Annotated in this window: 11 protein-coding genes; 10 read left to right on the forward strand and 1 reads right to left on the reverse strand. The window is 61.1% G+C overall.

Annotated elements, in window-relative coordinates; genetic code table 11:
* Positions 1-5: 5 nt before the first annotated feature.
* On the reverse strand, positions 6-2,468 hold the full coding sequence (locus tag A7D21_RS00580; RefSeq protein WP_371859146.1) for a penicillin-binding protein 1A: 2,463 nt from the start codon (positions 2,466-2,468) through the stop codon (positions 6-8).
* Between the two features lie 220 nt (positions 2,469-2,688).
* Between A7D21_RS00580 and pilM the strand changes: the two genes are divergently transcribed.
* The 10 genes from pilM (at position 2,689) to hemE (ending at position 17,145) form a co-directional block, all read left to right on the forward strand.
* Entirely contained in the window at positions 2,689-3,345 is a 657-nt protein-coding gene (gene pilM, locus A7D21_RS00585) for a type IV pilus assembly protein PilM (protein WP_069550952.1), read from the forward strand.
* Entirely contained in the window at positions 3,342-3,893 is a 552-nt protein-coding gene (locus tag A7D21_RS00590) for a PilN domain-containing protein (RefSeq protein ID WP_069550851.1), read from the forward strand. The genes pilM and A7D21_RS00590 overlap by 4 nt, the downstream gene beginning before the upstream one ends.
* Positions 3,890-4,861 carry a pilus assembly protein PilP gene (locus tag A7D21_RS00595; RefSeq protein WP_053253953.1) on the forward strand — a complete coding sequence of 324 codons (972 nt, stop codon included), beginning with the start codon at positions 3,890-3,892 and terminating at the stop codon, positions 4,859-4,861. Before A7D21_RS00590 ends, A7D21_RS00595 begins: the two co-directional genes overlap by 4 nt.
* 69 nt (positions 4,862-4,930) lie before the next feature.
* Complete coding sequence (locus tag A7D21_RS00600) at positions 4,931-6,259, forward strand: type IV pilus secretin PilQ (protein ID WP_053253954.1); 1,329 nt, start codon at positions 4,931-4,933, stop codon at positions 6,257-6,259.
* Positions 6,260-6,263: 4 nt separating this feature from the next.
* Complete coding sequence (aroK, locus tag A7D21_RS00605) at positions 6,264-6,782, forward strand: shikimate kinase AroK (RefSeq protein WP_003209345.1); 519 nt, start codon at positions 6,264-6,266, stop codon at positions 6,780-6,782.
* Positions 6,783-6,906: 124 nt separating this feature from the next.
* Positions 6,907-8,007, forward strand: coding sequence for a 3-dehydroquinate synthase (aroB, locus tag A7D21_RS00610; RefSeq protein WP_053253955.1), 1,101 nt, complete (start codon positions 6,907-6,909; stop codon positions 8,005-8,007).
* A gap of 10 nt (positions 8,008-8,017) precedes the next feature.
* On the forward strand, positions 8,018-9,586 hold the full coding sequence (locus A7D21_RS00615) for an SPOR domain-containing protein (RefSeq protein ID WP_053253956.1): 1,569 nt from the start codon (positions 8,018-8,020) through the stop codon (positions 9,584-9,586).
* A gap of 352 nt (positions 9,587-9,938) precedes the next feature.
* Positions 9,939-14,384, forward strand: coding sequence for a glutamate synthase large subunit (gltB, locus tag A7D21_RS00625; protein ID WP_053253957.1), 4,446 nt, complete (start codon positions 9,939-9,941; stop codon positions 14,382-14,384).
* A gap of 32 nt (positions 14,385-14,416) precedes the next feature.
* Entirely contained in the window at positions 14,417-15,835 is a 1,419-nt protein-coding gene (locus tag A7D21_RS00630) for an FAD-dependent oxidoreductase (RefSeq protein WP_053253958.1), read from the forward strand.
* 242 nt (positions 15,836-16,077) lie between these two features.
* Entirely contained in the window at positions 16,078-17,145 is a 1,068-nt protein-coding gene (gene hemE / locus A7D21_RS00635) for a uroporphyrinogen decarboxylase (protein WP_053253959.1), read from the forward strand.
* Positions 17,146-17,155: the final 10 nt, after the last annotated feature.

Below are 17,155 nucleotides of genomic sequence, written 5' to 3' on the forward strand. Positions count from 1 at the left end.
GCGAGTTAGAAGAGATCGATCGGTGCCGCCTCATCCGCCGGCAGCGGGCTGCCCGGTGCGGTGCCGTTACCCAGCTCGTTGACCGACGGCGGGGTGTCTTCGCTCTTGAACAACTCGAAGTACGCATTTGGCGTGCTGGGTGAAGCCGCACGGCCACTCACCGGATCGATCCGCAGGCTGAGAATGCCTTCCGGCTCAGGTTGGGTGTGCAGCGGCTTGTCTTTCAAGGCCGCGCCCATGTAGCTCATCCAGATCGGCAGGGCGACGGTGCCACCAAACTCGCGACGACCGAGGCTTTCCGGTTGGTCATAACCAGTCCATACGGTGGTCACGTAATCACCGTTGTAGCCGGAGAACCAGGCGTCCTTGGACTCGTTGGTGGTACCGGTCTTGCCGGCGATGTCTGCACGGCCCAAGGCCAGGGCGCGACGGCCGGTGCCTTTCTTGATCACGTCTTCCAGAATGCTGTTGAGGATATAGGTGGTACGGCCATCCACGATACGTTCAGCTACCGCCGGTGCTTGTGGCTCGGTTGGCGCCGGGGCGTTTGCAGCTGGCGCTGCGCCGGGTGTCGGCTCGATGGTGATGCCACCGTTGCTCGGTGCGGCGATGCCATCAGGTGCTGCAACCCCGTTGACCACATCGCCCGGCACGCGCGGCGGGTTGGCGGTGAACAGTGTGTCGCCATTGCGGCTCTCGATCTTGTCGATCAGGTACGGCGTGATCTTGTAGCCGCCGTTGGCAAAGGTGCTCCAGCCCGTGGCGATTTCCATCGGCGTGAGGGTCGCGGTGCCGAGGGCCAGGGACAGGTTGGGTGGCAGGTCCGACTTGTTGAAGCCGAAGCGCGTCATGTAGTCGATAGTCTTGCCAACGCCCATCGCCTGCAGCAGGCGGATCGACACCAGGTTACGCGACTTGTACAGCGCCTCGCGAATACGGATCGGGCCGAGGAACGTGTTGGTGTCGTTCTTCGGACGCCAGACCTTGTCCAGGTACTCGTCGACAAACACGATCGGCGCGTCGTTGACCAGGCTGGCGGCGGTGTAGCCGTTGTCCAGTGCAGCGCTGTAGACGAACGGTTTGAAGCTTGAGCCCGGCTGGCGCTTGGCCTGGGTGGCGCGGTTGTAGTTGCTTTGCTCGAAGGCAAAACCACCGACCAGGGCGCGGATGGCACCGTTCTGCGGGTCAAGAGACACCAGCGCGCCTTGAGCCACAGGCACCTGGCTGAATTTCAGGCTGTCGTCTTTCTGGCGTTTTACGCGGATCAAGTCACCCACCTGCGCCACGTCCGACGGCTGCTTGGGCATCGGGCCCATGCTGTTGGTGTTCAGGAACGGGCGTGCCCACTTCATGCTGTCCCACGACACATGGCCTTCACCGGTGCGGGTCAGTACTTGCACGCCATCCTTCTTCACTTGGGTGACGATGGCCGGCTCCAGGCCGCTGATGGGGCGCTGTTTGCTCAGTTCGGTGGTCCAGGCGCTCAGGGTTTTGCCGGGCAGGCGCGATTCGGGGCCGCGATAGCCATGGCGCTGGTCATAGGTGACGAGGCCGTCATGGACAGCGTTGTTGGCGATGTCCTGCAAGTTGCTCGGAACTGTGGTGGTCACACGGAAGCCTTCGGTGTAGGCCTCGCTGCCATAACGGCCGACCATTTCGGCACGCGCCATTTCGGCGATGTACGGTGCATTCACTTCCGGTGTCGGCACGTGATAGCTGGCATTCAACGGCTCGGCGACGGCGCTTTCATAGGCGGCCTGGTCGATCTTGCCCAGCTTGTACATGCGCCCCAGGATCCAGTCGCGACGCTCTTTGCTGCGCGCGGGGTTGGCCAGTGGGTTAAAGCGTGACGGGGCCTTTGGCAGGCCGGCAATCATTGCCATCTGCGCCAGGCTGGCGTCACGAATCGACTTGCCATAGTAGACCTGGGACGCCGCTTCGATCCCGTAGGCGCGGTTGCCCAGGTAGATCTTGTTGACGTACAGCTCAAGGATTTCGTCCTTGGTCAACTGACGTTCGATCTGCAATGCCAGCAGGATTTCAGTGGCTTTACGCGAAAAGCTGCGCTCGCTGGTGAGGAAAAAGTTCTTCGCCACCTGCATGGTGATGGTGCTGCCGCCGGACTGAATGTGTCCGCTTTTTACCAACTGTGTGGCGGCACGCACCAGGCTGCTCGGGTCGACGCCGTAGTGATTGGCGAAATTATCGTCTTCAGCCGACAGCAGCGCGTTAATGAAATTGGGTGGAATGTCGGCGAAACGGATCGGTGTACGGCGCATTTCGCCGAACTCCGCGATCAGTTTTTCATCGCTGCTGTAAACCCGCAAAGGAATCTGCAACTGGATACTTCTGAGCGCCTCTACGGAAGGCAAACCCGGACTAAGGTAGAGGTAGGCACCGCTGAGTACGAGCAGCAGCCCGCAGACGATCGCGACAATGGAGTACCCGAAAAACTTCAGCAGACGAATCAAGGCTTTTGGATTTCCAGAGAAAAGAATGAGTTAGGCGTCGGGGCATGCATGGCAAACGATGGATCGACCCGAGCAGCAGATAAAAAGCGGGAAAAAACGCTGGGCATTAAAGCATTTTCGGCTTGGGGCGTCATTCGTGCCAGTTAAACAAGTCGACCGAATGCACCGCACCCGGCCGCAATCAGGCGGTATGACAGGCAAAGTTTTGGGGAGTTTTATGAGAAAGGGATTTTTCAGGCGAAAAGCCGATACCCTGCTGGGCGTCGACATCAATGACGCAGCTATCAAGCTGATTGAGCTGGCCCATTCAGCCAGTGGCTACAGCGTTCAGTCCTATGCTGCGCAGGCGTTGCCTGCCAATGCCGTGGTCGATGGCACGTTGTTGGACCTTGAAGCGATAGCGTGGACGTTACAGCAGGCGTTATCTCGCTTGCACACGTCCGCCCGGCAGGCGGCCGTGGCGGTGTCGGGCCCATCGGTCATCACGCGGGTGATCGAAATGGAAGCGGGGCTCAGTGACGAGGAAATGGTCTGGAAGATCCAGATGGAGGCCGACCAGTACATTCCTTACCCGTTGGACGATGTTGCCATTGATTTTCAGGTCCGTGGCCCGTCGCCCCAGGGCGCGGCGCGAGTCGAGGTGTTGCTGGCGGCCTGCCTCAAGGAGCAGGTCGAGGCCCGCGAAGCGGTTTTGGCTCTGGCCGGGCTGGCGGCGCGAGTGGTGGACGTCGAAGGGTTTGCATTGGAGCGCGCTTGCCGTCAGGATTTCGCCAGCTTCACGCCGGGCCATCGGGTTGATGGCGCACAATGGGCCGTGGATGCCCACGGGATGGGAGTTGCTTGCGGGTTGGCCCTGAGGAGTTTCGCTGGATGACACGAATCAATCTTTTGCCTTGGCGCCAGGCGCTGGCGGAGCGGCGGCGCAAATACTTCCTGATATGTCTGCTGGCGTTCGCCGGTGTGGCGCTCGCGGCGGTTTGGCTGGCGGACCAGGTCATCGATCAGGCTATAGACCGTCAGGTGACGCGCAACAATCACCTGACTAAAGAAGTCGCCGTTCAGGACGCCCGCATCAAGACCATCGACGACTTGCAGGAGCAAAGCCAGCAACTGGCTGCGCGCATGAAGGTCGTTCAGGACCTGCACGAATCCCGCTCGGCCAGCGCCCAGCTGTTGGACCAGTTGGCCCGTGCTGTGCCGGATGGGGTGCATCTGCACGAGGTTGTAGCCAGGGGCAACACCGTGAGTGTCAGCGGCAGTGCCGAATCCAGCCAGGATATCGCCCAGCTGATGCGTCGCCTGGAGGCATCAGAAGGTGCTCACGCCACGCGACTGCAACAGGTACGTGCGCAAGGGCAAGGTGGCGGCAACGCCTTTCAATTGATGGTGCGCCAGGGGGAATCCACCGAGGCCCAGCCATGAGCCTGCCCAGGCTCGACTTTTCCACGCTCTCTCACAACGCTGCTAAATGGCCCCTGCCGGGCAAGGTTCTGCTGGGCTGTGCGCTGGCAGGTCTGGTGTGGGGGGTGGGCGATGGTTGGTTGCTGACGCCGGCAGGCGAGCGGTTGCACACGTTGGAAGCGCAGGAAGTGGCGCTGCAACAGGACCTCACACAAAAGGCTGGGTTGGCAGACAGTCTTGAGCACCGTGCCCGCCAGGAGCAGGTGATGCAGGAGGCGGTTGGCGGGCTGTTACGACAATTGCCCGGTGAGTCGGATATGCCTGGCTTGCTCGACGACATTGCGCGGCTGGCGGCTGCCAACGGTTTGGTGGTCGAGGGCGTCACGGTCCTCGACGAACTGTCTCTGCCGCTCTTCATCGAGGAACCGGTGCAGGTGGCGGTTTTTGGCGCCTACCATGACCTGGTGACGTTCGTGAGTGCCTTGGGCGGGTTGTCGCAGATCGTCACGGTGCACGATGTTGCGCTTCGCTCTGATGGGCCGTTAGTGCGCCTTGAGCTACTGGCCAAGGCTTATCGCGGCAGGTTGCCTGGCGGCAAGCCTGAGCGCGTTGTCGAGCCGGTGGCGCAATTTGTCTACGATGCGACCTCTTTGCGTGATCCGTTCCAGCCCCCTGCCTCGCAGGCCTATCACGCGCCAGGCCAGCCGGCACCTGCACCGGACTTCGCGCGTAAACGTGGAGTGCTCGAAGGTCTGGCCCTCGATCAAGTCGAAATGGTCGGCACCTTGTCCCGCGGCACACAAACCTTCGTCCTGCTGCGCGCAGCCTCGGCTGTGCACCGCCTGGCGGTGGGTGACTACCTGGGCCCCAACCACGGCCGGGTCACAGCCATTCATGCCGGCCATATCGAGCTGGCCGAGCTGTTCCCGGATGAGCAGGGCGCATGGCTGCAGCGCTCGCGAACCCTGGTGTTAACTATCAACTCATAACGGAATCAACCAATGAAAAGGACTTTCTCGTCCTTCGGTGTGGCGCTATGGATAGCGTTCACGGCACCGATGGCTTTTGCTGTGCCCAATCGCCTGGACCTGATCCAGCTGCCACCTCCCGGCAGCTCGGCGTTGAGTACCCACTATTCCGGCGACAAGCTGACCCTCAACTTCCAGGACATCGCTTTGCGCGCTGTATTGCAGCAGATTGCGGATGTCGCCGGGCTTAATCTGGTGGCCAGCGACGATGTGCAAGGCTCCATCACCTTGCGGCTCAAGGAGGTGCCCTGGGATCAGGCACTGGAGCTGGTGTTGCAAGCCAAGGGGTTGGACAAACGTGTGAAAGCCGGTGTGTTGCTGGTGGCGCCGGCCGAAGAGTTGGCCGCACGCGAACTGCTGACACTGGAGGCGCGCAAGCAAATGGCCGAGTTGGCGCCCTTGCGCCGGGAACTGTTGCAGGTCAATTACGCCAAGGCGGCGGACCTGGCCAAATTGTTCCAATCTGTCACCAGCCTGGAAGGCATCCCCGATGAGCGCGGTTCGGTCGCCGTGGATGAACGTACCAACAACATCATCGCCTACCAGACCGGCGAACGGCTCGAAGAGCTGCGGCGGATCGTGGCGCAGCTGGATGTCCCGGTGCGCCAGGTGATGATCGAGGCGCGAATCGTTGAAGCCAATGTCGATTACGACAAAAGTCTTGGCGTGCGCTGGGGTGGGCGCCTCAACCGTGGCAATTGGGGGGCGGGCGGTATCAACAAACCGTTGGCCGAGGGCGCTGAACCGTCGGAAAGCCTGCCCAGCTCGCCGTTTGTCGACATGGGTTCGCTCACCGGTACTTCAGGCCTGGGTATCGCTTATATCACCGACAACCTGCTGCTGGACCTTGAGCTGACGGCCATGGAGAAAACCGGCAACGGTGAAATCGTCTCGCAGCCCAAGGTGGTTACCTCTGACAAGGAAACCGCGCGGATCCTCAAGGGCACCGAGATCCCTTATCAGGAATCCACCTCGCGGGGTGCCACGTCGGTGTCGTTCAAGGAGGCCTCGCTGTCGCTGGAGGTGACGCCACAAATCACCCCTGATGGCTGGGTGGTCATGGAGGTCAAGGTCACCAAGGACGAGCCTGACTATCTGAACAAGCTCAACGACGTGCCGCCGATCAAGAAAAACGAAGTCAACGCCAAGGTGCTGGTCAAGGATGGCGAGACCATCGTCATCGGTGGGGTTTTCTCCAATACCCAAAGCAAAGTGGTAGATAAAGTGCCATTTTTGGGCGATGTGCCGTATCTTGGCCGCCTTTTCCGGCGCGATGTGCTGGCGGAAAGAAAATCCGAGCTGCTGGTATTCCTGACTCCGCGTATTATGAATAACCAGGCGATTGCTGTGAGTCGTTGATTCTGTGCGAAATTTGATTCTTGTAGGACCGATGGGGGCTGGAAAAAGCACCATCGGCCGTTTGCTGGCCAAAGAGCTGCGCCTGCCGTTCAAAGATTCCGACAAGGAAATTGAATTGCGCACGGGTGCCAATATCCCATGGATCTTCGATAAGGAAGGCGAGCTGGGCTTTCGCGACCGCGAGCAGGCGATGATTGCCGAGCTGTGCGGCTGCGATGGCGTGGTATTGGCCACCGGCGGCGGCGCCGTCATGCGCGATGAAAACCGCCGGGCACTGCATGCCGGTGGCCGCGTGGTCTATCTGCACGCATCGGTCGAGCAGCAGGTGGGCCGCACCGCCCGCGATCGCAACCGCCCATTGTTGCGCACGGCCGACCCGGCAAAAACGTTGCGGGACTTGCTGACGTTGCGTGATCCGCTTTATCGGGAAATCGCCGATCTGGTGGTGGAAACCGATGAGCGGCCGCCACGAATGGTCGTTCTCGACATTCTTGAACGCCTGGCACAGTTGCCGCCCCGTTAAAGCCTGGCCCGAAATGCGCTATTCTCGGCGACGCGTTATCAGCCTTCGGGGTGTGGCGTAGAGCCATCAGGCGGCGTCAGATCCGAGCGTTGCCGATCGTACATATATCTTCACGCGGGGACACATGCAGACACTTAAGGTCGATCTAGGCGAGCGCAGCTACCCAATCCATATTGGCGAAGGTTTGTTGGACCTGCCCGAATTGCTCGCTCCGCATATTGCCGGGCGGCAGGTGGCGATCATCTCCAACGAAACGGTCGCGCCGCTGTATCTTGAGCGTCTGAGCCGCAGCCTCGCGGCGTATTCGGTGATCTCAGTGATCTTGCCTGACGGCGAGGCCCACAAGAACTGGGAAACCCTGCAACTGATCTTCGATGGGCTGCTGACTGCGCGCCATGACCGTCGTACCACCGTGGTCGCCTTGGGCGGCGGTGTGATCGGCGACATGGCCGGTTTTGCGGCAGCCTGCTACCAGCGCGGTGTGGACTTTATCCAGGTGCCGACCACCTTGCTTTCCCAGGTCGATTCGTCGGTGGGCGGCAAGACGGGCATCAACCACCCGCTGGGCAAGAACATGGTCGGCGCGTTCTATCAGCCCAATGTCGTGCTGATCGACACCGCCACCCTCAACACGCTGCCGCCGCGCGAGTTGTCGGCGGGGCTGGCAGAAGTCATCAAGTACGGGCTGATCTGCGACGAGCCGTTCCTGACCTGGCTCGAAGAACATATGGATGCCCTGCGCGCGCTGGACCAGGTGGCGCTGACTGAAGCGATTTCTCGTTCCTGCGCGGCCAAGGCGCTGGTGGTGAATGCCGATGAGCGGGAGTCCGGTGTACGCGCCACGCTGAACCTGGGCCACACCTTCGGCCATGCGATCGAAACGCACATGGGCTATGGTGTGTGGTTGCATGGGGAAGCCGTAGCGGCTGGCACAGTGATGGCATTGGAAATGTCGCAACGCCTGGGCTGGATCAGTGCCCAGGAGCGGGACCGGGGTATACGCCTGTTCCAGCGCGCCGGCTTGCCGGTCGTTCCACCCTTGGAGATGACCGAGGCGGATTTCCTCGAACATATGGCAATAGACAAGAAAGTGATCGACGGTCGCCTGCGACTGGTGTTGCTGCGCCACATGGGCGAAGCGGTAGTGACCGACGATTATCCGAAAGAGATTTTACAGGCCACGCTGGGAGCGGATTACCGCGCCCTGGCCCAGCTTAAAGGTTAATAAGATCCCGATGACTAGTTTGCATGCCGACGAGGCGTTCCTCGGCCATTACCAGTTAAGCCATGACCCTTTTGCTCCGCGGGTGCCTGGTTTCAAATTTTTCCCTGCCCAGCGCAAGCCGGTGCTTGGCCAATTGCACCATCTGGCGCGCTACAGCCAATTGCTGCTGGTGGTGACCGGCCCGTTGGGCAGTGGCAAAACCCTGCTGCGCCAGGCGCTGGTTGCCAGCACCAACAAGCAATCGGTCCAGAGCGTGGTGGTGTCGGCCCGTGGTGCGGGGGATGCGGCGGGTGTGCTACGCCAGGTGGCTCAGGCGCTGAATGTGTCCAATGCCGAGCCGAACGCGATTCTCAAGCAAGTGGTGCAACTGGGCCTGACCGGGCAAGAAGTGTATTTGCTGGTCGATGACGCCGAACAACTCGACGAGTCTGCCCTGGAAGCGCTGCTGGCGCTGGCGGCGGGCACGCCCGAAGGTCGCCCGCACGTGTTCCTGTTTGGCGAGTCGTCGTTGATCGCCGATCTGGAGCAGATCAGTGGTGATCAGGAGCTGTTTCACGTCATCGAATTACAACCGTACGAAGAGGAAGAAACCCGCGAATACCTGGCTCAACGCCTTGAAGGCGCCGGGGCCGGTATCGAACTTTTCTCCGCTTCGCAGATCTCTGATATTCACGAAAGCTCCGACGGCTGGCCTGGCACCATCAACCAGGTTGCCCGGGATGCCTTGATCGAAGCCATGATTGCAAGCCGCTCTGCGGTTAAGCGTCCAAAGATGGGGTTTACTATGCCTAAGAAGCACGTATTGGCTATTTCCGCCGTTGTCGTGGTCGCTGTTGCCGCCGCCTGGTTGATTCCGGGCCGCAGCAAGGCACCCGCCACCGCCGGTGCGCCAACCGAACAGGCGCAGTTGCCACTGGGCAAACCCACGCCAAATGTCGAATTCGCCAACTCCGGCCAGCCGACCAACCTGCCGATGGTGGGTCAGCCGGTGATGCGCGGCCCGCTGGCCGAAGCCGCCGGTGGTATTTCCGAAGGCGATGACGGTGTGCCGGTGGAAGGCTCCAGCGCCACGCCGCCAACCGTGACCACGACTGCGCCGCCTGCAGGCGTGCCAGCGGGCCCGGCAGCCACTCCAGCGGCCAAGCCGACCCCGGCACCGACCGTCGCTACCGCCAAGCCAGCTCCGGTTGCCAAGCCAGTCGCGCCTGCGCCAGTGGCCAAGCCGGCGCCAGCCGCCAAGCCCGCTGAGAAACCTGCCGCCGTTGCCAAAGCGGCTGCGCCTGCCGCCGCGGGCAGCAGCTGGTACACCAGCCAGCCGGCCGGCCACTTCGTGGTGCAGATCCTCGGTACCAGTTCCGAAGCCAACGCTCAGGCCTTCGTGAAAGAGCAGGGCGGCGAGTACCGTTATTTCAAGAAAGTGCTCAACGGCAAGCCTCTCTACGTGATCACTTACGGCAGCTTCCCAAGCCGTGCAGCAGCTGATTCCGCGATCAAAGCCTTGCCAGCGAAGGTTCAGGCTGGTAAACCTTGGCCTCGCACTGTTGCCAGCGTTCAACAAGAACTCGCAACAACTCGCTGAAGATTCGGCGGCCTTACCCAGGCCGCCTCTCCCGGCACCTCAAAAAAATCCGCAAGTGCGTGCTGCCCTCAAGGCCGCGCGCTTTGTGGTGTCTGCGTCACAGTAGCTTTTGAGTCGTAGCGGTCAGAATTAAAAAAGTTTTGACTAGCACAGCATATCGCTTTAAACCTTTCATAAATGCGACATAGATTTGCGACATTTCGTCGCTAAATTTGTGAGCGTTCGTGTCGGTGTGTACAATGACCTCCCTTTTGCCCCCGCAAAGCTGGCGTACGTTCGGCGTGGAAGGTAACGGGTTGAATTGAAAAGAAATTTGCCTCGGTAACAGAGGCAGCCTGGTGAGAAAGTGTCTATGAAAGCAGGTCTGTACCAACCCGATGAATTCAAGGATAACTGCGGTTTTGGCCTGATAGCCCATATGCAGGGCGAGCCCAGTCATACCCTTTTGCAAACGGCCATCGAGGCCCTGACCTGCATGACCCACCGCGGTGGGATCAACGCCGACGGCAAAACCGGTGACGGTTGCGGCTTGCTGATTCAAAAGCCCGACCAGTTCCTGCGTGCTGTCGCAAAAGAACAATTTGCTGTCGACCTGCCCAAGCAGTACGCCGTGGGCATGGTGTTCTTCAACCAGGACCCGGTCAAAGCCGAAGCCGCTCGCGAGAACATGAACCGCGAGATCGTGGCTGCCGGCCTGCAACTGGTGGGCTGGCGCAAAGTGCCGATCGACACCAGCGTGCTCGGCCGTCTGGCCCTGGAGCGCCTGCCACAGATCGAACAAGTGTTCATCGCCGGCGATGGCCTGAGCGATCAGGACATGGCGATCAAGCTGTTCACCTCGCGTCGTCGCTCGTCGGTGTCCAACGCCGCCGATACTGACCACTACATCTGCAGCTTTTCGCACAAGACCATCATTTATAAAGGCCTGATGATGCCGGCGGATTTGACCGCCTTCTATCCAGACCTGAGCGACGAGCGCCTGCAAACCGCAATCTGCGTGTTCCACCAGCGCTTCTCCACCAACACCTTGCCGAAATGGCCGCTGGCTCAGCCATTCCGCTTCCTCGCCCATAACGGCGAGATCAACACCATCACGGGTAACCGCAACTGGGCCGTGGCCCGTCGCACCAAGTTCGCCAACGACTTGATGGACCTCGAAGAGCTCGGCCCGCTGGTCAACCGCGTGGGCTCCGACTCCTCCAGCATGGACAACATGCTCGAGCTGATGGTCACCGGCGGCATCGACCTGTTCCGTGGCGTGCGCATGATCATTCCGCCAGCGTGGCAGAACGTCGAAACCATGGACCCGGATCTGCGTGCGTTCTACGAGTACAACTCGATGCACATGGAGCCGTGGGACGGCCCGGCCGGTGTGGTCATGACCGACGGCCGCTACGCGGTGTGCCTGCTCGACCGTAACGGTCTGCGCCCGGCGCGTTGGGTCACCACGACCAACGGTTTCATCACCCTCGCGTCGGAAATCGGCGTGTGGGACTACAAGCCTGAAGATGTCATCGCCAAAGGCCGTGTCGGCCCTGGCCAGATCCTGGCGGTGGACACCGAAACCGGGCAGATCCTCGACACCGATGCGATCGACAACCGCTTGAAGTCGCGTCACCCGTACAAGCAATGGCTGCGCAAGAACGCCCTGCGCATCCAGGCGACCATGGAAGACAACGACCACGGTTCGGCTTTCTATGACGTCGACCAGCTCAAGCAGTACATGAAGATGTACCAGGTCACGTTCGAAGAGCGCGACCAGGTGCTGCGTCCGCTCGGCGAGCAAGGCTACGAGGCCGTCGGCTCCATGGGCGATGACACGCCAATGGCCGTGCTGTCCCAGCGCGTGCGCACGCCGTACGACTATTTCCGCCAGCAGTTCGCCCAGGTGACCAACCCGCCGATCGACCCGCTGCGCGAAGCCATCGTGATGTCGCTGGAAGTGTGCCTCGGTGCCGAGCGCAACATCTTCCAGGAATCGCCTGAGCACGCTTCCCGCGTCATTCTCAGTTCGCCGGTGGTTTCTCCGGCCAAATGGCGCTCGTTGATGACCCTGGAGCGCCCAGGCTTCGACCGCCAGATCATCGACCTGAACTACGACGAGAGCCTCGGCCTTGAAGCCGCTGTGCGTAACGTCGCCGATCAGGCCGAAGAAGCTGTGCGCGCCGGTCGTACCCAGATCGTGCTGACCGACCGCCACATCGCGCCAGGCAAACTGCCGATCCACGCTTCGCTGGCCACGGGTGCTGTGCACCACCGCCTGACCGAAAAAGGCCTGCGCTGCGACTCCAACATCCTCGTCGAAACCGCCACTGCCCGCGACCCGCATCACTTTGCGGTGCTGATCGGTTTTGGCGCCTCGGCGGTGTACCCGTTCCTTGCGTACGAAGTGCTGGGCGACCTGATCCGCACCGGTGAAGTGCTGGGCGACCTCTATGAGGTGTTCAAGAACTACCGCAAGGGCATTACCAAGGGCCTGTTGAAGATCCTGTCGAAGATGGGCATCTCCACCGTCACCTCGTACCGTGGCGCTCAATTGTTCGAAGCCATCGGTCTCTCCGAAGAGGTCTGCGACCTGAGTTTCCGGGGTGTGCCGAGCCGCATCAAAGGTGCGCGTTTCGTCGATATCGAAGCCGAACAGAAAGCCCTGGCGGCCGAAGCCTGGAGCGCGCGCAAGCCGATCCAGCAAGGCGGCCTGCTCAAGTTCGTCCACGGTGGCGAATATCACGCGTACAACCCGGATGTGGTCAGCACCCTGCAAGCCGCTGTGCAGCAGGGCGACTACGCCAAGTTCAAGGAATACACCGCGCTGGTGGATAACCGCCCGGTGTCGATGATCCGCGATATGTTCAAGGTGAAAACCCTGGACACCCCGCTGGCGATCAGCGAAATCGAACCACTGGAATCGATCCTCAAGCGTTTCGACTCCGCCGGTATCTCCCTGGGTGCTTTGTCGCCTGAGGCCCACGAAGCCCTGGCCGAAGCCATGAACCGCCTGGGTGCGCGTTCCAACTCCGGCGAAGGCGGTGAAGACCCGGCGCGCTACGGCACCATCAAGAGCTCGAAAATCAAGCAAGTGGCGACGGGTCGTTTCGGTGTAACCCCGGAATACCTGGTTAACGCTGAAGTGCTGCAGATCAAAGTCGCCCAGGGCGCCAAGCCCGGTGAGGGCGGCCAACTGCCAGGCGGCAAGGTCAACGGCCTGATCGCCAAGCTGCGTTATGCAGTGCCGGGCGTGACGCTGATTTCGCCGCCGCCGCACCACGACATCTACTCCATCGAGGATTTGTCGCAGCTGATTTTCGACTTGAAACAAGTCAACCCGCAGGCCCTGGTCTCGGTGAAGCTGGTCGCAGAAGCCGGCGTAGGCACCATCGCCGCCGGTGTGGCCAAGGCCTATGCCGACCTGATCACCATCTCCGGCTACGACGGCGGCACCGGCGCCTCGCCGCTGACCTCCATCAAGTACGCCGGCGCGCCGTGGGAACTGGGCCTGGCTGAAACTCACCAGACCCTGCGCGGCAATGACCTGCGCGGCAAAGTCCGGGTGCAGACCGACGGTGGCCTGAAAACCGGCCTCGACGTGATCAAGGCCGCGATCCTCGGCGCCGAAAGCTTTGGCTTCGGGACTGCGCCAATGATCGCCCTGGGCTGCAAATACCTGCGCATCTGCCACCTGAACAACTGCGCCACCGGCGTCGCGACGCAGAACGAGAAGCTGCGCAAAGACCACTACATCGGCACCGTCGACATGGTGGTGAATTTCTTCACCTACGTCGCCGAAGAAACCCGTGAGTGGCTGGCCAAGCTGGGCGTGCGTTCGCTGGAAGAGTTGATCGGGCGTACCGATTTGCTCGACATCCTCGAAGGCCAGACCGCCAAGCAACAGCACCTGGACCTGACGCCGCTGTTGGGCAGCGACCATATCCCGGCAGACAAGCCACAATTCTGCCAGGTGGATCGCAACCCACCGTTCGACAAAGGCCTGCTGGCCGAGAAGATGGTCGACATGGCCAGCGCGTCGATCAACGACGCCAGCGGTGGCGACTTCGCTCTGGATATCTGCAACTGCGACCGTTCCATCGGCGCACGCATCTCCGGTGAAATCGCGCGCAAGCACGGCAACCAGGGCATGGCCAAGGCGCCGATCACCTTCCGTTTCAACGGCACTGCCGGCCAGAGCTTCGGCGTGTGGAACGCCGGTGGCCTGCACATGTACCTGGAAGGTGACGCCAACGACTACGTGGGCAAGGGCATGACCGGCGGCAAGCTGGTGATCGTTCCGCCTAAAGGCAGCATCTACAAGACTCAGGACAGTGCCATCATCGGCAACACCTGCTTGTACGGCGCTACCGGTGGCAAGCTGTTCGCGGCCGGTACTGCCGGTGAGCGTTTCGCCGTGCGTAACTCCGGTGCCCACACCGTGGTGGAAGGCACCGGCGATCACTGCTGTGAGTACATGACCGGTGGCTTTGTCGCGGTACTGGGCAAGACCGGTTACAACTTCGGTTCGGGCATGACCGGCGGTTTCGCCTACGTGCTGGACCAGGACAACACCTTCGTCGACAAGGTCAACCACGAGTTGGTCGAGATCCAGCGGATCAGCGGCGAAGCCATGGAGTCCTACCGGAACCACTTGCAGCACGTGCTGGACGAGTATGTCGAGGAGACCGGCAGCGAATGGGGTCGTAACCTCGCCGAAAACCTCGATGATTACCTGCGTCGTTTCTGGCTGGTCAAGCCCAAGGCTGCCAACCTGAAATCGTTGCTTTCCAGCATCCGTGCCAACCCGCAGTGATATGCGCCTGAAGAGTTTGATGAGGTTTTAACATGGCTGAACGTCTGAATAACGACTTCCAGTTCATCGATGTCGGGCGCAAAGATCCGAAGAAGAAACTGTTGCGTCAACGCAAGAAAGAGTTCGTGGAAATCTACGAACCCTTCAAACCCCAGCACTCGGCCGACCAGGCCCACCGCTGCCTGGGGTGCGGTAACCCGTATTGCGAATGGAAGTGCCCGGTGCACAACTTCATTCCGAACTGGCTCAAGCTGGTGGCCGAGGGCAACATCCTCGCCGCCGCCGAGCTGTCGCACCAGACCAACACCCTGCCGGAAGTCTGCGGCCGGGTGTGCCCGCAAGACCGCCTGTGCGAGGGTGCCTGCACCCTCAACGACGGCTTCGGCGCGGTGACCATCGGTTCGGTGGAGAAGTACATCACCGACACCGCGTTCGCCATGGGCTGGCGCCCGGACATGTCCAAGGTCAAGCCGACCGGCAAGCGCGTCGCGATCATCGGCGCAGGCCCGGCGGGCCTGGGCTGTGCCGACGTGCTGGTGCGTGGCGGTGTGACCCCGGTGGTGTTCGACAAGAACCCGGAAATCGGCGGCCTGCTGACCTTCGGCATCCCCGAGTTCAAGCTGGAAAAAACCGTACTGAGCAACCGTCGTGAAGTGTTCACCGGCATGGGCATCGAGTTCCGCCTGAACACCGAAATCGGCAAAGACATCACCATGGAGCAACTGCTCGCCGAATACGATGCCGTGTTCATGGGCATGGGCACCTACACCTACATGAAGGGCGGCTTTGCCGGTGAGGACCTGCCGGGCGTTTACGATGCTTTGGATTTCCTGATCGCCAACGTCAACCGCAACCTGGGCTTTGAAAAGGCGCCGGAAGATTTCGTCGACATGAAAGGCAAGAAGGTTGTTGTGCTGGGCGGTGGCGACACCGCGATGGACTGCAACCGCACCTCGATCCGCCAGGGCGCCAAGTCGGTAACCTGTGCGTACCGTCGTGACGAAGCCAACATGCCGGGCTCGCGTAAAGAAGTGAAGAACGCCAAGGAAGAAGGCGTGAAATTCCTCTACAACCGCCAGCCAATCGCTATCGTCGGTGAAGACCGCGTCGAAGGCGTGAAGGTGGTCGAGACCCGTCTCGGCGAGCCGGACGCCCGTGGCCGTCGCAGCCCCGAGCCGATTCCGGGTTCCGAAGAGATCATCCCGGCTGACGCCGTGGTCATCGCTTTCGGCTTCCGCCCAAGCCCGGCGCCATGGTTCGAGCAGTTCGAGATCCAGACCGACAGCCAGGGCCGCGTGGTCGCCCCGGAACAAGGCCAGTACAAACACCAGACCAGCAACCCGAAAATCTTCGCCGGTGGCGATATGGTGCGCGGGTCTGATTTGGTGGTGACAGCGATCTTCGAAGGCCGCAACGCCGCCGAAGGGATCCTGGACTACCTGCAGGTCTGACTCCGATCCCCAGTTGAAATGGGATCAAAATGTGGGAGCGGGCTTGCTCGCGAATGCGGTGTATCAGTCACCAGATGTGTTGGCTGACCCACCGTTTTCGCGAGCAAGCCCGCTCCCACATTTGTTTTGCGGCGCTCTTATGTCCGCGACAAATTGACCCGATAGACAAAAGGCACGGCTCACTCCGTGCCTTTTGCGTCGCGCTCTGAGAAAATGCCCGCACTTTTTTTGCGGATGCCGACATGACTGCCCTCAAGAACGACCGTTTCCTTCGTGCCCTGCTCAAGCAACCTGTAGACGTCACGCCCGTGTGGATGATGCGTCAAGCCGGTCGCTACCTGCCGGAATACCGCGCCAGTCGCGCCCACGCCGGCGACTTCATGAGCCTGTGCATGAACCCGGAGTTCGCCTGCGAAGTCACGATGCAGCCGCTGGACCGCTACCCACAACTGGATGCGGCCATCCTCTTCTCCGATATCCTGACCATTCCCGACGCCATGGGCCAAGGCCTGTACTTCGAAACCGGCGAAGGCCCGCGTTTCAAGAAAGTCGTCAGCACCCTGGCCGACATCGAGGCCTTGCCGATCCCTGATCCGCATAAAGACCTCGGTTATGTGATGGATGCTGTCAGCACCATTCGCCGCGAGCTCAATGGCCGTGTGCCGCTGATCGGCTTCTCCGGCAGCCCATGGACCCTGGCCACCTACATGGTCGAAGGCGGCTCGTCGAAAGACTTCCGCAAAACCAAGGCCATGCTCTACGACAACCCGCAAGCCATGCACCTGCTGCTCGACAAGCTGGCGCAGTCGGTCACCAGCTACCTCAACGGCCAGATCATGGCCGGTGCCCAAGCGGTGCAGATCTTCGACACGTGGGGCGGCAACCTGTCGGCGGCGGCGTACCAGGAGTTCTCCCTGGCCTACATGCGCAAGATCGTCAGCGGCCTGATCCGCGAGCACGAAGGCCGCAAAGTGCCGGTCATCCTGTTCACCAAAGGTGGCGGCCTGTGGCTGGAAAGCATCGCCGACGCCGGGGCCGATGCACTGGGCCTGGACTGGACCTGCGACATCGGCGAAGCCCGCCGTCGCGTCGGTAACCAAGTGGCGCTGCAAGGCAACATGGACCCCACCGTGCTGTACGCCAAGCCGGAAGCGATCCGCACCGAAGTCGGCCGCATCCTGGCCAGCTACGGCAAGGGCAGCGGGCACGTGTTCAACCTCGGCCATGGCATTACGCCGGAAGTGAACCCGGAACACGCCGGCGCGTTCCTGCGCGCAGTGCATGAGCTGTCGGCGCAGTACCACGAGTAAACGCAAAACA

Origin of the sequence: Pseudomonas sp. AP19 (assembly GCF_001728855.1) — a bacterium.
Classification (GTDB): domain Bacteria; phylum Pseudomonadota; class Gammaproteobacteria; order Pseudomonadales; family Pseudomonadaceae; genus Aquipseudomonas; species Aquipseudomonas fluorescens.